At 66.8% G+C, this 15,357-nt stretch carries 14 protein-coding genes and 1 pseudogene; 10 read left to right on the forward strand and 5 right to left on the reverse strand.

All coding sequences use genetic code 11. The features are described from left to right. The 9 genes from VITFI_RS02435 to VITFI_RS02475 are packed head-to-tail and all read left to right on the forward strand — an operon-like array spanning position 1 to position 9,174. Positions 1–1,101, forward strand: coding sequence for a DegT/DnrJ/EryC1/StrS family aminotransferase (locus tag VITFI_RS02435; protein ID WP_089415660.1), 1,101 nt, complete (start codon positions 1–3; stop codon positions 1,099–1,101). After that, positions 1,058–1,678 (forward strand): acyltransferase, encoded by a 621-nt coding sequence (locus tag VITFI_RS02440; protein WP_089415661.1) that lies wholly within the window; start codon positions 1,058–1,060, stop codon positions 1,676–1,678. The genes VITFI_RS02435 and VITFI_RS02440 overlap by 44 nt, the downstream gene beginning before the upstream one ends. Then, the gene (locus VITFI_RS02445) at positions 1,675–2,907 is read left to right on the forward strand and encodes a DegT/DnrJ/EryC1/StrS family aminotransferase (protein WP_089415662.1); all 1,233 of its coding nucleotides are present in this window, start codon (positions 1,675–1,677) and stop codon (positions 2,905–2,907) included. The genes VITFI_RS02440 and VITFI_RS02445 overlap by 4 nt, the downstream gene beginning before the upstream one ends. Continuing rightward, complete coding sequence (locus VITFI_RS02450) at positions 2,904–4,244, forward strand: lipopolysaccharide biosynthesis protein (RefSeq protein WP_089415663.1); 1,341 nt, start codon at positions 2,904–2,906, stop codon at positions 4,242–4,244. Before VITFI_RS02445 ends, VITFI_RS02450 begins: the two co-directional genes overlap by 4 nt. Continuing rightward, the gene (locus tag VITFI_RS02455; protein WP_089415664.1) at positions 4,241–5,449 is read left to right on the forward strand and encodes a glycosyltransferase; all 1,209 of its coding nucleotides are present in this window, start codon (positions 4,241–4,243) and stop codon (positions 5,447–5,449) included. Before VITFI_RS02450 ends, VITFI_RS02455 begins: the two co-directional genes overlap by 4 nt. Beyond that, positions 5,446–6,693, forward strand: coding sequence for a glycosyltransferase family 4 protein (locus VITFI_RS02460; protein ID WP_089415665.1), 1,248 nt, complete (start codon positions 5,446–5,448; stop codon positions 6,691–6,693). Before VITFI_RS02455 ends, VITFI_RS02460 begins: the two co-directional genes overlap by 4 nt. Then, entirely contained in the window at positions 6,683–7,396 is a 714-nt protein-coding gene (locus tag VITFI_RS02465) for a class I SAM-dependent methyltransferase (protein ID WP_198301585.1), read from the forward strand. Before VITFI_RS02460 ends, VITFI_RS02465 begins: the two co-directional genes overlap by 11 nt. A gap of 6 nt (positions 7,397–7,402) precedes the next feature. Continuing rightward, positions 7,403–8,587 carry a DegT/DnrJ/EryC1/StrS family aminotransferase gene (locus VITFI_RS02470; RefSeq protein WP_089415666.1) on the forward strand — a complete coding sequence of 395 codons (1,185 nt, stop codon included), beginning with the start codon at positions 7,403–7,405 and terminating at the stop codon, positions 8,585–8,587. Continuing rightward, positions 8,584–9,174, forward strand: coding sequence for a sugar transferase (locus VITFI_RS02475; protein WP_089415667.1), 591 nt, complete (start codon positions 8,584–8,586; stop codon positions 9,172–9,174). The genes VITFI_RS02470 and VITFI_RS02475 overlap by 4 nt, the downstream gene beginning before the upstream one ends. Before the next feature lie 11 nt (positions 9,175–9,185). Here the strand turns inward: VITFI_RS02475 and VITFI_RS02480 are convergent, their stop codons facing one another. The 4 genes and pseudogenes from VITFI_RS02480 to VITFI_RS18335 all read right to left on the reverse strand — a co-directional run bounded on the left by VITFI_RS02480 (position 9,186) and on the right by VITFI_RS18335 (position 14,431). After that, positions 9,186–10,013, reverse strand: coding sequence for a TolC family protein (locus VITFI_RS02480; protein WP_089415668.1), 828 nt, complete (start codon positions 10,011–10,013; stop codon positions 9,186–9,188). Next, positions 10,010–13,199: pseudogene (locus VITFI_RS02485) on the reverse strand (efflux RND transporter permease subunit). Before VITFI_RS02485 ends, VITFI_RS02480 begins: the two are co-directional and overlap by 4 nt. A gap of 15 nt (positions 13,200–13,214) precedes the next feature. Then, positions 13,215–14,177, reverse strand: a complete 963-nt coding sequence (locus tag VITFI_RS02490; RefSeq protein WP_232476652.1) for an efflux RND transporter periplasmic adaptor subunit — start codon at positions 14,175–14,177, stop codon at positions 13,215–13,217. After that, a complete protein-coding gene (locus VITFI_RS18335) occupies positions 14,174–14,431 on the reverse strand; it encodes a hypothetical protein (protein WP_232476653.1) in 258 nt (85 codons plus the stop codon). The genes VITFI_RS02490 and VITFI_RS18335 overlap by 4 nt, the downstream gene beginning before the upstream one ends. 114 nt (positions 14,432–14,545) lie before the next feature. Here VITFI_RS18335 and VITFI_RS02495 point away from each other — a divergent pair, with 114 nt between their 5' ends. Further along, positions 14,546–15,223 carry a TetR family transcriptional regulator gene (locus VITFI_RS02495; RefSeq protein ID WP_089415669.1) on the forward strand — a complete coding sequence of 226 codons (678 nt, stop codon included), beginning with the start codon at positions 14,546–14,548 and terminating at the stop codon, positions 15,221–15,223. Here VITFI_RS02495 and VITFI_RS02500 read toward each other — a convergent pair. After that, on the reverse strand, positions 15,150–15,335 hold the full coding sequence (locus VITFI_RS02500) for a hypothetical protein (RefSeq protein WP_089415670.1): 186 nt from the start codon (positions 15,333–15,335) through the stop codon (positions 15,150–15,152). The two genes, VITFI_RS02495 and VITFI_RS02500, sit on opposite strands and share 74 nt — an antisense overlap. Positions 15,336–15,357: the final 22 nt, after the last annotated feature.

The raw sequence follows: 15,357 nt of genomic DNA on the forward strand, positions 1-15,357 counted from the left end.
ATGCAATTCATCGACCTGAAATCGCAATACACCGCCCTCAAACCCGAGATCGACGCCGCCCTCCAACGCGTGCTGGAGCACGGCCAATACATCATGGGCCCCGAGGTGGCGCAGCTCGAAGGCAAGCTGGCCGAATTCGTCGGCGTGCCGCATTGCATCACCGTGGCCAGCGGCACCGAGGCGCTGCTCATCGCGTTGATGGCGCTGGGCGTTCGGGCGGGCGATGAGGTCATCACCTCGCCCTTCACCTTCGCGGCCACGGCGGAAGTGATTGCGCTGCTGGGCGCCGTGCCGGTGTTCGTTGATGTCGAGCCGGACACTTGCAACCTCAACGCCGCGCTGATCGAAGCTGCGATCACACCGCGCACCAAAGCCATCATGCCGGTGAGTCTCTACGGCCAAGTGGCTGACATGGCGGAGATCAACGCCATCGCCGCCCGCCACCAGCTGCCGGTGATTGAGGATGCGGCGCAGAGCTTCGGCGCCAGTTACCAGAGCGGACGCAGTTGCGGGCTGTCCACCTTCGGCGCGACGAGTTTTTTCCCCAGCAAACCCCTGGGTTGTTATGGCGACGGCGGCGCGCTGTTCACCGCCGACGCCGCGTTGGCCCAAGTGGCGCGCGAAATCCGCGTGCATGGCCAAAGTGCGCGTTACACCCACACCCGCGTGGGCGTCGGTGGGCGCATGGACACGCTGCAATGTGCCGTGGTGCTGGCCAAGCTGCCGCGCTTTGAATGGGAACTGGCCCGCCGCGCCGCGCTGGGCGCCCGCTACGCCGCGCTGTTGGCCGAACTGAACGTGAGGTTGTTGGCGGTGCGACCTGACCGGAATTGCGTCTGGGGCCAGTACACCGTTTTTGTCGAAGAGCGCGAACGGGTGCAAGCTGCCTTGAAGGACGCCGGCATCCCCACCGCCGTGCATTACCCGCGCCCGCTGCATCAACAAGCCGCTTATGCCGCGTTCGCCCCGGCGGGCGGCTGCCCGGTGGCCGAGCGCGTGGCGCAGGACGTGATGAGCCTGCCCATGAGCCCCGATCTGCGCGAAGCCGACCAAGATCGTGTGGTGGCCGCCCTGGCCGCTGCTGTGGGCCACCGCGTTTGACGTCGGGCGCGACATGGCCTTGATCGGCTACACGCTGGATGCCGCGCTGGCCCGCCTGCGCGCCCTGGCCTGGCGGGCCCTGGGCGTGCGCAGTGCGACGCACGCCAAAGCCCACGCCGGTAGCCGCGTGCGCTGCGCCTGGGGTCATGGCGAACTGGGTGCCGGGGCCGAGCTGTATCGCGATGTGCAGGTGCTGTGTACCGGCGCGGGGCGGTTTCACTTGGGGGCACGCTCCCACATCGCGCCGGGGGGCTATTTGCTGGTGGGCGCAAGCCGGTTGCACATCGGGGCCGGCGTGGCCATCGGGCCTCAGGTGGCGATTTTTTGTGAAGCCAACGGCGCCCGTGCGGGCGTGCCCTTCGTCGAACAGCATGTGTCCGCCCCGGTTCACATTGGCGACAACGTCTTTCTCGGTGCCCGTGTCACCGTGCTGCCCGGCGCCGTCATCGAGCGTGATGTGGTGGTGGCTGCCCATGCGGTGGTGCGGGGTCGGTTGGCGTCGGGCTTCGTTTATGGCGGGGTGCCGGCGCGAGCGCTGCACCCGCTCCGACCGGCAGAAAGGCCCGATCCCTCATGAAACGCCACACCGTCAGCGCCCTGCACGGGTGTGACCTCGTCGGCACCCTGTGGGGCAGCAGCGGGGCCGCATTGGCGCTGCGCCAAGCCCTCGCCACCGCCTTGCACCGCCCGCCCGAAGCCCTGTGGTTGACCGGCGCTGGCCGTGGCGCCCTGCACGCCTTCGTGCGAGCCACCCAGCGCCAGCCCGATGACGAAGCGCTGTTGCCCGGCTACACCTGCGTCGTCGTGCCGAATGTGTTTTTGCATGTCGGCGTGTCGGTGCGTTACGTGGACATCGCCGCCGAAGGCGTGAACCCCTCGCCCGACGCCTGGGCCCAGGCCATCACCCCCCGCACGCGCTGGGTGGTGTGGCCACACAACTTCGGGGTGCCCAGCGCCGGCATCGCCGCTTTGCGGGCGCGTTTCCCCCAGGTGCTTTTCATCGAGGACGCCGCCCACGCTTGGGGCTCGTGCCATGCGGACGGCTCGCCCGTCGGCACCCACGGGCATGCCGCGTTTTTCAGCTTTGAGTATTCGAAGTGCCTCACCACCGGCTTGGGCGGCGCGTTGCTGGTGAACGAGCCGGCGTTGCGCCCAGCGGTGGCCGAGGCGTTGGCGCCGCAGCACGCGCTGTCGCTCAAAACCCAGGTCAAAGTGCTGATGACCTTGGCCTATCACCTGATGTTGGCGACGTGGCCCAGCACGCTGGCGAGCGGATTGACGGCGTTGCTGCGTGCCCCGTCGCGGGCGCTTGGACTGGTGGCGGCCACCCGCCCCGCCGAGTTGAGCGGCCAAGCTCAGCCCGACTATCTGCAAGCCCTGCCCGACTGCCTGGCCCGCCTGGCGCTGCCGCAGTTGGCACGGATGCCGCAGGTGCTGGCGCTGCGGCGCCAACAAGCACGCCACTACACCGAGGCGCTGGCGGGTTCGCCCTGGCTGACCCCGCTTGGTGCCGCCGAACCGGCCACGCTGCTGCGCTTCCCGCTGCGGGTGGCGCATCCGGCGCAGCGTGAGGCCCTGCACGCCGGCCTGCGGGCGCTGGACATCGAACCGGGCATCTGGTTTGACGACGTGGTTCACCCAGCCGGCAGCCTGCGCCACGGCTACACCGAGGGCGATTGTCCGAACGGCGAGCGCCTGGCGCGCTGCATCGTCAACCTGCCGCTGGGGTTGCACGCCCGCTTGAGCCAGCGCCAGTGGCAAGGTCTGCGCCGCCTGGCCCAAACGCCCCCCGAGATCACCGGATGAGCGCTTGGCGTCACGATTTGGCCCGCCTGGCCAGTGCGGCGGTGTTGGCCCAACTGGTGCCGCTGTTGGTGCTGCCTTGGCTCACCCGCACCCTGCCGGCTGAGGACATTGGCCGCTGGACGCTGTTTGCCGCGCTGGCCTCCAATTTCGCCATCGTCGCTTGCCTGCGCTACGAATACGCCTTGGTGCTGCCGCGCAGCCTCGCCGGGGCGCGTTCGGTGCTGGGGCTGTGTTTGACCCTGGCGCTGGCTTGGGGGCTGGGTTTGGCGGGTGCCCTGTTGGCGCTGGCGGCACTGTGGCCGTGGGTGGAAGCGCTCTGCGGCACGTCGGCCACGCTGGTGCGCTGGGCTTCGCTGGGGGGGGTGTTGGGGTGGCTGCCGCTGGCTGTCACCTTGGCCGGGGTGATTCAAGCGCTCACGCTGTGGCACAACCGGGGGGGGCGTTTTGCGGTCATCGGCCAAGCGCGGGTGGCCAATCCGGCGATGGCCGCAGCGGTGCAAGCGCTTGGCGCCGTGAGCGGCCCCGCCGGGGGTGGCGCCCACGTTCTCAGCGGCGGGCAGGTCGCCGGCCAAGCCCTTGGCGCCGCGTGGCTGGGCTGGAAAGCGCGGGCCGATGTGCGCCGGCTGCACCGGCTGGCCCGCTGGCGCTGGCAGCGTCGCCGCTGGTGGGTGCTGGCGCGGCGCTATCGGCAATTTCCGCTGGTGAACACGCCCCATGCGTTCATCAACGGCCTGCAAGACACGGTGGCGCTGGCCCTGGTGCTGTCCAGCGCCGGCCCAGCGGCGGCAGGTTTTTTCGGTTTGATGGTGCGGGTGGTGATGGCACCGACCAGCTTGATCGGCGGCGCCCTGTCCGAAGTGCTGCTCGGACGGGCCGCGCAAACGTGGCGCGAAGGCGGCGATTTGGTGCCAACGATCCACCGCAGCGTGGCCATTTTGAGTGCGTTCGCGGTGCCGTCCGCCCTGGTGCTGGCGCTGGCTGGGCCGACCTTGTTTGCCAGCCTGTTCGGTGAGCCCTGGCGCGAGGCGGGAGAATGGGCGCGTTGGCTCGCCCCCTGCATGGCCGGGCGCATGATCGTCGGCCCGCTCACCGTGCTCCCCATGATTTTGGAGCGCCAAGCCACCGCGCTGGCCTTCAGCTTGAGCGGCAATGTGCTGTATGTGCTGGCGCTGTGGGTCGGGTTGGCGCAAGGCGGTTTGGCATGGGGGTGCGCCGCCGTGTCACTGGTGATGAGTGGGTATTTCCTCGCCTTCGGGCTGTGGTTGGTGCGGGCGGCGCGGGTCGCCCATGCGGATCGGCAGCGGGCAGGCGGGGTGTTGCAGGAGAGTCGAACATGAGTCGCCACAAGGGTAAGTTCATCCCGTCGCAGCCGCTGGCGGCCAGTGCGGCACTGCGCACGGCCACGGGGCCGCGCTCGGTCGGCGCCACGGTGCGCCCCGCCGCGCTGCGCCTGGTGCTGATCGGCGACGCGGAAAGCCCGCATTTGCTCAAATGGGCCCGCGCCTTGGCGCCGCGTCTCGATGTGTGGGTGATTTCCAGCCGAGGTTTTGCACCAGCGTTTGACGCTTTTTTGCCCGCTGAACGCCGTCTGGCCCTGGGCACCCGCCCCCGCTTTGAAGGCGGCAACATCGAACTGTTGCGCGCCTTGCCGGAGGTGCTGCGTTTCTTGCAAGCGGTGCGGCCCGATTGGATCGCCCCGCATTACCTCAGCTCACACGGCACGCTGGCGTGGTTGGCGGTGCGTTTTGGCGGGGTCAAAGCGCGCATCGCTGGTTCGGCGTGGGGCTCGGACATCCTCGTCGCCCCGCAACGCAGCCGGATGATGCGCTGGGTCACCACCCGGGTGCTGGGCGCCTGCACCCTGACCACCAGCGACTCCCAACACATGGCCCGCCGCATGAAAGAGCTGGGCGCCGCCGAGGTGCTGACCTTCCCCTTCGGCCTGGAAACCATGCCCCCGCTGCCCAACCGCAAAGACGAAGCACTGTTCTTCGCCAACCGAGGGCTGGAGCCGATTTACGCCCCGCAACGGGTGCTCGATGTGTTTGCCGCCCTCAGCGCCGGTTGGCCCGAAGCCCGGCTGGTGGTGGCCAACGACGGCTCACTTCGCGCCGAGCTGGAAGCCCGGGTGCAAGCCGACCCGGCTTTGGCGGGCCGGGTGCAGTTCGTCGGTCGGCTGGATGCGACCACGCAAGCCACTTGGTACAGCCGTGCTCGCTGGTATCTGAGTTTGCCGCAGAGTGATTCGGTGTCCGTGTCGGTGCTGGAAGCGATGGCGCACGGCGCCATCCCCATCCTCTCGGACGTGCCCGCCAACCGCGAACTGGTGAGCGACGGCCACAACGGCCTGATCCTCAGCGCCAGCGAACGCCCCACCCGCGAACGGCTCGGGCCGTTGCAGGCACGGGCCAAAGCGGTGTCGGCGGAGCTGCACCAGTGGGTCGGGCAACATGCGCTGTTTCCGGCCAGTGTCCAGGTTTATGTGCAACGTCTGGTCGAATTGACGCCCCGCCCCCCCGTTGGGGCCCCCGCTGACGCATGAACATCCTCTACCTCAACCATTACGCTGGCAGCCCCGCGCTGGGCATGGAATACCGCCCTTACTACCTGGCGCGTGAATGGGTGCGCATGGGGCATGCGGTGCGCATGGTGGCGGCGGATTTTTCCCACGTCCGCGCCCGCCAACCCCAGACCGGACGCGAACGCATCGACGGCATCGACTACCTCTGGTTGCCCACCCCGCGCTACCAAGGCAACGGCTTGGGCCGGGTGCGCAACATCTGGGCTTACTGTCGCCAAGTTTGGGCCCGGGCCGATGCGCTGATCGCCGAGCAGCGCCCGGACGTGGTCATCGCCTCCAGCACCTACCCGATGGACATTTGGGTGGCCCGCCGCATCGCCCGCAAGGCCGGTGCCGTGCTGGTGTTCGAGGTGCATGATTTGTGGCCGCTGTCGCCGATTGAGCTGTCGGGCATGTCGCCGAACCACCCGTTTGCGCGGCTGTGCGCGTGGGCGGAAAAAACCGCCTACCGGGACGCGGATGTGGTCATCTCCATGCTGCCCAAGGTGCAGGATTACATGGCGTCACGCGGGCTGGATGTGCGCAAACTTACCATCGTGCCCAACGGCATCGCCCCCGAAGATTGGCAGAACGAACCCGCCCCGCTGCGCCAAGACGTGGCCGCGCTGGTGGCCGTGGCGCGGGCGCGTGGTCATGTCGTGGTGGGCTACGCGGGTTCGATGGGTTTACCGAACGCGCTGGATCACTTGCTGGACGCCGCTGCATTGCTGCGCCAACAGCCCATCACCTTCGTGCTGGTGGGCGATGGGCACGAGCGCCGGCGCTTGGTGCAGCGCCTTCAGGACGAGCAGCTCGACCGGGTGCATTGGTTCGCGCCGATCCCCAAACCGCAAATCCCTAGCTTTCTGGCCGAGTTGGACGTGGCCTACATCGGCTGGCAGCGCGTGCCGATCTACCGTTTTGGCATCGCACCCAACAAACTGATGGATTACATGATGGCCGGTTGTGCGGTGCTGCACGCCGTCGAAGCCGGTAACGATCCGGTGGTGGAAAGCGGTGGCGGCCTGAGTGTGGCGCCCGAATCCCCGCAAGCCATCGCCGATGGCCTGCTGCTGCTGGCCGAAATGCCACACGCCGAGCGCGAACAGCTCGGGCAAGCCGGTCGCCAATTCGTCGAAGCTCACCACACGTACCCGGTGCTGGCGCGGCGTTTTTTAGCGGCGTGCCAACGCGCCCGCGAAGGGATGATGCACCGTGCCGCATGATCCTCTTCGGCAAGAACTGCAACAAGTGGTGCAGCGCTACGCGCACCGCACCCACACCTTGCCCGCTGACCGCTACAGCCTGTTGCGCCCCGAAGTCTGGCAAATGCTGCACGAGCGCCAACGGGCCATCTGCCAAGGTTTGGCCGCCCGCCAGTGGGAACCCGCATCGCTGCACCTGACCGAAGTGGGCTGCGGCGCTGGTGGTAATTTGCTGGATTTTTTGCGCCTGGGTTGCCGCCCTGAGCACCTGACCGGCTGCGAGCTGCTGCCCGAACGCCTGGCGCAAGCGCGTGAGCTGCTGCCCCCTGCGGTGCGCTTGGAAGCCGGGGACGCCAGCGCCGTGGCCATCCCGCCTGGCAGCCAAGACATCGTGTTGCAAGCCACGGTGTTTTCCTCGCTGTTGGACGATGCCGTGCAGCAGCACTTGGCGAACGCCATGTGGCGCTGGCTCAAGCCTGGCGGCGCGGTGCTCTGGTACGACTTCACCGTCAACAACCCGCGCAACCCCGACGTGCGCGGCGTGCCACTGGCCCGGGTGCACCAGCTCTTTCCCCAAGCCGTGACGTGGGACGCCCACCGCTTGACCCTGGCCCCACCGCTGGCGCGGCGGCTGTGCGCACTGCACCCGAGCCTCTACACCGTGTTCAACGCCGTGCCGTGGCTGCGCACGCACCGGTTGATTTGGATTCAGAAAGCGGATTGACACCCCATGAACACCCCCTCCTCCGAAAACCGACCGCCCTTCCTCCCCTTTGCCCTGCCGGAAATTGGCGAAGAAGAAATCGCCGAAGTGGTGGATGCCCTGCGCTCAGGCTGGGTCACCACCGGCCCCAAAACCCGCCGCTTTGAGCAGGATTTTTCGGCCTTCCTGGGCGACCCGGGGTTGCATGCCATCGCCGTGAATTCGGCCACCGCAGGGCTGCACCTGGCGCTGGAAGCCGTGGGCGTGGGGCCGGGCGATGAGGTCATCACCACCACCCACACCTTCACCGCCAGCGCCGAAGTGGCCCGCTACCTGGGCGCCGATGTGAAGCTGGTGGACATCGACCCGGCCACGCTGTGCATCGATCCAGCGGCCATCGAGGCGGCCATCACCCCACGCACCAAGTGCATCGTGCCGGTGCATTTCGGCGGTTTGGCAGCGGACATGACGGCCATCCTCGCCATCGCCCAAAAGCATGGCCTGAAGGTGGTGGAAGACGCCGCCCACGCCCTGCCAAGCACCCACGCCGGCCGCCTCATCGGCACGCTGGACAGCGACGCCACGGTGTTCAGCTTCTACGCCAACAAAACCATCACCACCGGCGAGGGCGGTATGTTGGTGACGCGGGACGCCGCACTGGCCCAACGCGCCAAAGTGATGCGCCTGCACGGCATCAACCGCGATGCGTTTGACCGCTTCACCGCCAAGGTGCCGAGCTGGTATTACGAAATCGTCGCGCCGGGTTTCAAGTACAACCTGACGGACATCGCGTCCGCCCTCGGGATTCACCAGTTGCAACGGGCGCATGCGTTCCAGCGCCAGCGCGCCGCCCTGGCCGCGCACTACAACGAATTGCTGGCCGATCTGCCGCTGATCCTGCCGCCGCAGCCGGCACCGGGCGAGCTGCACTCGTGGCACCTGTACGTGGTGCGTTTGGCCGACGGCGCTTGCCTCCACCGCGATGCTTTCATCGAAGCGCTGTTTGAGGCGGGCATCGGGTGCAGCGTCCACTACATCCCGCTGCACCAGCAGCCCTACTGGCGCGAGCGCTACCAGCTCCAGGCCGAGGACTTCCCGCACAGCCAGCGTGCCTTCGAGCGCACCGCCACGCTGCCGCTCTACACGCGCATGACGTTGGAGGATGTGGAGCGCGTCGCCCTGGCCGTGCGCCGGGCGCTGTGTGTCGGATGAAACGCGCATTTGACGTGCTCGCGTCGGCCCTGGGGCTGGCGCTGCTGTGGCTGCCGGGGTTGGTGGTGGCGGCGCTGATTCGCTGGGACTCACCCGGGCCGGTATTTTTTCGTCAAGAACGCGTGGGGCGATTCGGGCGACCGTTTCGCATCCACAAGTTCCGCACCATGCGGGTGAACGCCGAACAGGCGGGCCAACTCACCGTCGGCGCCGATGCGCGCATCACCCGCATCGGGGCGTTTTTGCGCGCCCATCGTTTGGACGAGCTGCCTCAGCTCATCGATGTGTTCCTGGGCGACATGAGTTTGGTCGGCCCGCGCCCCGAAGTGCCGCGGTACGTCGCCCATTACCCGGCGGCGCTGCGGGACGTGGTGCTGTCGGTGCGACCGGGCATCACCGATCCGGCTTCGCTGCGCTTTCGCAACGAGTCCGAACAATTGGCGGCGGCAGCGGATCCGGAGCGCGAATACATCGAGGTCATCTTGCCGGCCAAACTCGCTTGCGCTGCCGACTACGCCCAGCACGCCTCCTTCGTCACCGATGTGGGCGTGCTGCTGCGCACCCTCAAGGTGTTGGTGACACGTTGAGGCCAACGCGCTCATCCCCGCCCAGCGCTTTGTAAAGCGCCACGCGGTTGAGCATCTCCGCCAGCCGCACCTGCACCAGCGCCTGTTCGGCAGTGGCGAGGGAGCGCTCGGCATCGAACCAATCGAGTTGGCTCAGGGCGCCGGCGTCTACCTTCAAGCGGGTCAGGCGGTGGCGGTCGCGCTCGGCCACGAGTTGCACGCGCTGGGCCTGGCCCCACCTGGAAGCGCAACGCCGACAGTTCGTGCGTCTTCTCCCGGTCGCTCAGGGTGCGCTGGGCCAGGGTGAGTTGCTCGGTGTCCGCCGCCAAGGTGAGCCAGGCAGTGATGGTTTGCGCCACCAGCGCCAGCCGCGTGGAACGCTCGGCGGCTTCGCTGGCCAGCCACGCGGCGTTGGCTGCATCGCTGGCGTTGGCCAGGCGCCCGAACAAATCCAGCTCCCAGGCGGACACTTGCAGCCCAGCTTGCAAGGTCGTGGTTTGTACGCCCGAGCTGTTGGGCGCTCGGCTGCCGATGAAGGCCGCGTTGACCGTGGGCCAGCGGTCGGCGTCGGTCAGGCGCAGTTGGGCGCGGGTTTTTTCGACGCTCAGAGCAGCGATGCGCCCATCCGGGTTGTGGGCCAGCGCCAGCTCGACCACGCGGCGCAGGCGTTCATCCCGCACCAATTCGCGCCAGCCGGGCAAGGCCACTGGCGCAGCCGTCGGGGTGCCCGCCGCCGTGCTCAGACCCGCAGCGGGCGACAGCGCCACCTCAGGCCGTTCATGGGGCGGCGCCAGGTTCACGCACCCGCCCAGGGTGAGCAGCGCCACGGCTGCCCAGGTTGTGCCGATGCGCGTCGTCATGCGCGATCCTCCTTGTGATGCAACGCGGCGGCCAAGGCGGCGTCGCTGGCAGCCGAACCGATGGTGGTGCCATGCGGCGCCTCGTGGCCGCTGGACGGGAACAAACGGCGAATCACCACGAAAAACACCGGCACCAGCAGCACCGCCAGCACCGTGGCCGTGATCATCCCGCCCATCACCCCGGTGCCGATGGCCCGCTGGCTCGCCGAACCCGCCCCGGACGCAATGGCCAACGGCACCACGCCCAGGATGAAGGCAAACGAGGTCATGATGATCGGACGGAAGCGCAGGTGGCAGGCTTCGAGCGTGGCCTCGATCAGACCCTTGCCTTCGGCTTGCAGATCCTTGGCGAACTCGATGATCAAGATCGCGTTCTTCGCCGACAAGCCAATGATGGTGATCAGCCCGACTTTGAAATACACGTCATTGGGCATGTCCCGCAGCCACACCCCGCCCAGCGAACCGACGATGCCCAACGGCACCACCAGCAGCACCGCCACCGGGATGCTCCAGCTCTCGTACAGCGCCGCCAAGCACAGGAACACCGCCAGCATGGAAAACGCCAGCAGCACCATGGCTTGCGAGCCCGAGAGTTTTTCCTCGCGAGATTGGCCCGTCCACTCAAACCCAAAGCCCGAAGGCAACTGACCGGCCAAGCGTTCCATCTCGGCCATGGCCTCGCCGGTGGAGTGGCCGGGGGCCGCGTCACCGCTGATTTTCATGGCCGGGTAGCCGTTGTAACGGATGGTCTGGATCGGCCCCTTCACCCAGCGCGTGCTGGCAAATGCCGAAAACGGCACCTGCTGGCCCTTGGTGTTGGGCACGTAGAGTTTGAGCACATCCTCCGGCTGCATGCGGGCCTTGGCTTCAGCCTGCACGATCACGCGCTGGAGCCGCCCGGCGTTCGGGAAGTCATTGATGTAGCTGGAGCCCAAGGCGGTGGAGAGCACCGCGCCGATCGCATCAAAACTCACCCCCATGGCAGCGGCGCGTTCGCGGTCGATGTCGAGCTGCAACTGCGGCGCGTCTTCCAGGCCGTCCGGGCGCACGCCGGTCAACAGCTTGCTTTGCGAAGCCATGCCCAGCAACTGGTTGCGCGCTGCCAACAAGGCGTCGTGGCCTTGGCCGGTGCGATCTTGCAAGCGGAAGCTGAACCCCGTGGCGTTGCCCAGCTCCGGAATCGGCGGCGGGGACAGCGGGAAGATGAACGCATCCCGGATGCCCATCAGCGCCCCAAACGCCCGCCCGGCCAGGGCTTGCGCGGTGTGTTGTGGGCCTTGGCGCTCCTCCCACGGCTTGAGCGGCACGAAGGCCAGCGCGGCGTTTTGCCCCGAACCCGAGAAGCTGAAACCCAGCACGCCCACGACCTTGTCCACCTCCGGCTGGGCCAGGAAGAACTTCTCGACCTGCCCCATCACCGCTTCGGTGCGCCCCTGCGCAGCCCCCGGCGGCAATTGCACGTTGACGATCAAATAACCCTGGTCTTCGTTCGGCAGGAACGAGGTCGGCAGCTTCTGGTACATCAGCCCAACGGCGGCCAGGATGGCGGCATAAATCACCAAGAACCGCCCCGCACGCGGCAGGATGCGCGCCACCACCGATTCATACCCCTTGGCGGTGCGCTTGAAACTGCGGTTGAACCAGCCGAAGAAGCCGGTTTTCTCGTGATGATCCGCTGAGATGGGTTGCAGCAGCGTGGCACACAGCGCCGGCGTGAGCGACAGCGCCATGGCCGCCGAAAACACCATCGAAGCCACCATCGCCAGCGAGAACTGGCGGTAGATGTTGCCCACCGAGCCGCTGAAAAACGCCATCGGCACGAACACCGAAATCAGCACCACGGTGATGCCGATGATGGCGCCGGTGATCTGGCCCATCGCCTTGACCGTGGCCTCACGCGGGCTCAAACCCTCTTCGGCCATGATGCGCTCGACGTTTTCCACCACCACGATGGCGTCGTCCACCAAGATGCCGATGGCCAGCACCATGCCGAACAGCGTCAACACGTTGATGGAAAAACCCAGCATCAGCATCACGGCAAAAGTGCCGGTCAGCGCCACGGGCACAACGATGGTCGGAATCAGCGTGTAGCGGATGTTCTGCAAGAACAGCAGCATCACCACAAACACCAAGGCGATGGCTTCCACCAGCGTCTTAATGACTTCGTGGATGGAGATGCGCACGAACTTGGAGCTGTCGTAAGGCACGTCGAAGCTCACGCCTTCGGGCATGAACTGCTTGAGCTGGGCCATGCGCTGGCGCACGCCGTCGGCGGTGGCCAGGGCGTTGCCGGTGGGCGACAACTGAATCCCAATCCCGGTGGCACTCACCCCATTGAGCCGCGCCGAGGAGTTGTAAGCCTGCCCGGCCAGCTCGATGCGGGCCACGTCCTTCAAGCGCACGCTGGAGCCATCGGTGTTGGCGCGCACCAGGATGTTGCCGAACTGCTCAATCGTCGTCAGTTGGCCGTTGACGTTGATCGACGCGAACTGCGTCTGCTCCTTCAGATTGGGCAACCCGCCAATGCTGCCCGCCGAGATTTGCAGGTTTTGGGCGCGGATGGCGCTGCTCACGTCCGCTGGGCTGAGGTTCAGGCCCGCCAGCTTGTGCGGGTCGATCCACACCCGCATGGCTTTTTCCGTGCCGAACAGTTGCGCCTGACCGACACCCGGCACGCGCAGCAATTCGGGCTGGATGTTGCGTGCGGCGTAATCGCCCAAGGCCACCGGGTCATAGGCCGGATTGGTCGAGGTCAGCATCACGAACATCAGGAAGTTCGAACGCGCCTTGTCCACGCGCACGCCTTGCTGTGTCACCGCGCTGGGCAGGCGCGGCGTGGCGCGGCTCAGGCGGTTTTGCACCTCAATTTGGGCGATGGCCACATCGGTGCCTGGCTCGAACGTCACCGTCAGCGTGCCGGCGCCGGTGGCTTCGGCGGCTGATTCCATGTAAATCAGCCCCGGCGCGCCGTTGAGCTCTTGCTCAATGACGGCCAGCACCGAATCCTCCAACACCTGCGCCGAGGCGCCCGGATACGTGGCCGTGATGACAATGGACGGCGGCGCCACCGTCGGATACTGCGCCACCGGCAGCCGGGTGATGGCTGCCGCGCCGATCACCAGGATGAACAAGGCGATCGATCACCCAGGCAAAAATCGGCCGATCAATGAAAAAACGTGAGGACATTTGATGTTCTCCCGATCAGCGGCTGGCCGGCGCCGAGGCCGCTGCCGCCGCACCCGATGCCGCCCCGGCGGGCGACCATGGCACCGGCGTCACCGGTGTTTTGGGCCGGATTTTCTGGAAGCCCTCGACGACGACTTGTTCGCCCGCCTTGAGCCCATCCAGCACCACCCAGTTCGTGCTCTGCGAGCCCCCGAGCTTGACGGGGCGCGGGGCGACTTGTTTGTCAGCACCCACCACCAACACCGTGTCCCCACTCACGCCCCGGGTGACGGCTTGTTGGGGCACCAGCATGGCGCTGTCGCTGCGCGCTTCTTCGATGCGCACCTTGACGAACAAACCCGGCAACAACTCACCTTGCGGGTTGGGCACTTCGGCGCGCAGCAGCACTTGGCCGGAAGTGGTGTCCACGCTGATGTCCGAGAACAGCAGCTTGCCGGGGTGGGCGTAGACGCTGCCATCTTCCAGCACGACCTGCACCACCGCCGAATCACTGCGCCCCAATTTGCCCGAGGCCAAGGCCCGGCGCAGTTTCATCAACTCCGCCGCCGATTGGGTGAAATTGACGTACAGGGCATCGACTTGCTGGATCGTCGCCAACAACGTGGCCTCACCTTGGCTGACCAGCGCGCCTTCGGTGATCTGCGCCCGGCCAATGCGGCCCGTGATCGGCGCCAGCACCGAGGCGTATTCGACGTTGAGTCGCGCCTGTTCCACGGCGGCCTTGGCGGCCCCCACGTCGGCCTGCGCGGCTTTGAACGCGGCTTCGGTGGCGATCCATTCTTGCTGGCTGATGGCCTTGGCGGCGAACAACGGACGGTTGCGCTCCAGGGTGGCAGCGGCTTGGGCCAGGGCGGCTTCGGCCTTGGCTTGGGTGGCTTGGGCGCTGTCCAGCGTGGCACGGTAGGGAGCCGCGTCGATCTCAAACAAGCTCTGCCCGGCTTTGACGACGGCGCCTTCGGTGAACAAACGCTTCTTCACCACCCCGTGACGCGGGCGCGCACTTGCGCCGTGCGCACAGGCTCCAAGCGCCCCGGCAGTTCGGTGCTGAGGTTGAGGCTTTGCGGTTGCACCGTCAGCACGCCAACGGACGGGGGTGGCATGCCACCGCCAGGGCCACCGGGGCCGGTTGGGCCGCTGCCGCTGGGGCCGCAGCCGGCCAGCATCAAGGCCAGGGCCACCGCTGCCACAGCGGGCCGAGCCGCCGCAGCGGCGCTGAAATGTTGATCTGCCATGGGTCGGATGGGGGAAAGGATGGGGGGAAAATGATGCATCGCAGTATACATACAGCCTTGAATGTATGTTTCATGAGCGACAATGTCCCCATGAATTCGCGTGTTTGACTTGCCATGGCCCGCAAAACCAAAGCCGAGGCCGAAGAAACCCGGCAACAAATCTTGGACGCTGCTGAACAGGTGTTTTTGCGCCAGGGCGTGTCGCGCACCTCGCTGCAAGAGGTGGCCAGCGCCGCTGGCGTGACGCGGGGTGCCATCTACTGGCACTTCGCCGACAAAGCCGCGCTGTTCCACGCCATGATGGATCGTGTCATCCTGCCGTGCGAGGCCGCGCTGGCCGATGTCATGGCCGGCCCGCCCGAAGCGGTGTTGGACGCGCTGGCGTTGCTCGCCATGTCCCCCCTGCGCGATTTGGCCACCGACGCGCAAATGCGCCGCGTCTTCACCATCGCCATGCACCTGACGGAGTACACCGGCGACATGGCTTCCGAGCAGGAACGCCACCGCCAGAGCGTGTCCCACTACCTGGATCAGTTGGAAGCGTTGTTGGCCCGCGCCCAGCGGGCCGGGGCCTTGGCGTCAATGCCTCCGGCGCGTGTCAGTGCCTTGGGGCTGTTCGCCATCGTCGATGGCTTGATGTACCACTGGACGCTCTCACCCGAGAGTTTCGATCTGGTCGCCGTGGGTGAGCAGACCATCGGGCATTTTTTGCGCGGGCTCAGAGCAGCAACACCAGGCGCTCCAGCACCAACACCGCCGCAAAACCCATCAGCGCCAGCACCGTCCATTTGATGATCAACTGGCCCCGGTAGCGCCAGCGCACGTCGCGTGTGCCGATGTAAAACGCAAAGCACAGGATGCCGGCCACCAACAGCAGGCCGATCACCAGTCGAAACAGCAACATCCCTGCACTCCTGCTTGGTCAG

Source organism: Vitreoscilla filiformis, from assembly GCF_002222655.1.
Classification (GTDB): Bacteria; Pseudomonadota; Gammaproteobacteria; order Burkholderiales; family Burkholderiaceae_C; genus Ideonella; species Ideonella filiformis.

Coding starts and splice junctions, on each gene's coding strand:
- VITFI_RS02435 (WP_089415660.1), top strand. CDS start 1: ATGCAATTCATCGACCTGAAATCGCAATACACCGCCCTCAAACCCGAG.
- VITFI_RS02445 (WP_089415662.1), top strand. CDS start 1,675: ATGAAACGCCACACCGTCAGCGCCCTGCACGGGTGTGACCTCGTCGGC.
- VITFI_RS02450 (WP_089415663.1), top strand. CDS start 2,904: ATGAGCGCTTGGCGTCACGATTTGGCCCGCCTGGCCAGTGCGGCGGTG.
- VITFI_RS02455 (WP_089415664.1), top strand. CDS start 4,241: ATGAGTCGCCACAAGGGTAAGTTCATCCCGTCGCAGCCGCTGGCGGCC.
- VITFI_RS02460 (WP_089415665.1), top strand. CDS start 5,446: ATGAACATCCTCTACCTCAACCATTACGCTGGCAGCCCCGCGCTGGGC.
- VITFI_RS02470 (WP_089415666.1), top strand. CDS start 7,403: ATGAACACCCCCTCCTCCGAAAACCGACCGCCCTTCCTCCCCTTTGCC.
- VITFI_RS02475 (WP_089415667.1), top strand. CDS start 8,584: ATGAAACGCGCATTTGACGTGCTCGCGTCGGCCCTGGGGCTGGCGCTG.
- VITFI_RS02480 (WP_089415668.1), bottom strand. CDS start 10,013: ATGACGACGCGCATCGGCACAACCTGGGCAGCCGTGGCGCTGCTCACC.
- VITFI_RS18335 (WP_232476653.1), bottom strand. CDS start 14,431: ATGGCAGATCAACATTTCAGCGCCGCTGCGGCGGCTCGGCCCGCTGTG.
- VITFI_RS02495 (WP_089415669.1), top strand. CDS start 14,546: ATGGCCCGCAAAACCAAAGCCGAGGCCGAAGAAACCCGGCAACAAATC.
- VITFI_RS02500 (WP_089415670.1), bottom strand. CDS start 15,335: ATGTTGCTGTTTCGACTGGTGATCGGCCTGCTGTTGGTGGCCGGCATC.